Source organism: Vibrio sp. 10N.222.54.A3 (genome assembly GCF_041474095.1).
Taxonomy (GTDB): domain Bacteria; phylum Pseudomonadota; class Gammaproteobacteria; order Enterobacterales; family Vibrionaceae; genus Vibrio; species Vibrio crassostreae_C.
The window spans coordinates 1-1,426 of sequence record NZ_JBFRTN010000106.1 but is presented as its reverse complement, the minus strand read 5'-3'; the positions used below and the strand labels follow the sequence as shown (position 1 = coordinate 1,426).

The following is a 1,426-nucleotide window of genomic DNA, read 5'->3' as shown; positions in this document are numbered from 1 at the left end:
TGAAGTGACCCCGTAAAGTTGGACATTTCTGTTAAGCGGCTTTCAAGGCCTGAGTTCGATATTCTATCGGAGTCAGGCCTTTTAGTTTCACTTTTATACGTTTGGTATTGTAGTACTCGATGTATTCTTTAATTTGCTCTATCAGAGCATCTGCATCTTCAAAGCTTTGGTTGTGATACATCTCTGTTTTGAGTAAAGCAAAAAAGTTTTCAGCAACCGCATTATCCAAGCAGTTACCTTTTCTCGACATGCTTTGTGTTAACCCACTCTCCGCTACCTTTTTCTGATACTGTCGATGACGATATTGCCAACCTTGATCGCTATGTATAATTGGCTTTGAGTTGGGTTTGAGCTTTGATATGGCTTCCGTTAGCATATCCGTGACAAGCGGCAAGCAGGCATTTTTGGCCACTCTATAAGCCACTACCTCCTGAGTAAACAAGTCGACCACGGGAGACAAGTATACTTTCTGCTCTTTGACTTTGAACTCCGTGACATCAGTTACCCACTTTTCATCGGGTTGAGTCGCACTAAAATCTCTTTCAAGCAGGTTAGGAGCAGCTGTTCCAGACTCTCCTCGGTATGAACGATACTTTTTAATCCTGACCGTCGATTTAAGGTTGAGCTGAGCCATAAGCCTTTGAACCGTTTTGTGATTAAGCACGAACCCCTGATTTTTTAGTTCCAAGTGAATACGGCGGTAGCCGTATCGACCCTTATGTTCATGATAAATTGACTTTATCAACCGCAGCTCACGTTCGTAGCTATTTGGGCGCTTGTTTGTTTGAGCTTGATAATAAAAGACACTTTTTGCCAGCTGTAGAGTCTGCAGTAAGTGCTTCAGCGGGTACTTGCCTTTAAGAGTTAGAGCTATGACCGCTTTTTCTTTGTTCGACGGTTTTTTTCCTGCTCCAACTCTTCCAACTTTTTTAGAACGGCATTCTCGGTTCGTAAGTAGACCAACTCCTCTTTTAGCTCCTCAAGTGTCATTTCATTATCAGGCTTAGTGGTACGTTGAGGTTGCTGTTTCATTGAGGGTCTTCCTTTCTGGCGCATTTTGAGCCCCTTGATACCGAGCTCATTAAATCTTTTGAGCCAGACAGAGAGTATCCCAGGGGATGAGAGGTTTAATACAGCGCTAGTGTGCGTGAGAGACCATTCATTCGTCCACATTAAATTCAATGCTTTTCGTTTTGTTTGAGCAGTCGCGGCATGCTTAGTTGGTAAAAATGAATCAGTACCATGGATGGCAAAGACTTGAGCCCAATACCGTATCTGCCTTGAAGAAATTGAATATTGTTTTGCTAAATAGAGAGATGACGTGCCATCTAAGTATTGCTTAGCAATGATACATTTTAGCTCACGGCTATATTTGGACATAAAAAGACCCCCAATAATTGGTGTCCAACTATTGGGGGTCAGTTCA

2 protein-coding genes are annotated in these 1,426 nt (G+C 42.5%); both read right to left on the bottom strand.

The genetic code is table 11. The features are described from left to right. Positions 1–31: 31 nt before the first annotated feature. Complete coding sequence (locus AB4507_RS19395; protein ID WP_106427183.1) at positions 32–874, bottom strand: IS3 family transposase; 843 nt, start codon at positions 872–874, stop codon at positions 32–34. Beyond that, on the bottom strand, positions 871–1,380 hold the full coding sequence (locus tag AB4507_RS19390) for a helix-turn-helix domain-containing protein (protein ID WP_029236503.1): 510 nt from the start codon (positions 1,378–1,380) through the stop codon (positions 871–873). Before AB4507_RS19390 ends, AB4507_RS19395 begins: the two co-directional genes overlap by 4 nt. Positions 1,381–1,426 lie beyond the last annotated feature (46 nt).

What these genes read in the sequence shown, in the direction of transcription:
- AB4507_RS19390 (WP_029236503.1), bottom strand. Translation starts at nt 1,380, where the DNA reads ATGTCCAAATATAGCCGTGAGCTAAAATGTATCATTGCTAAGCAATAC.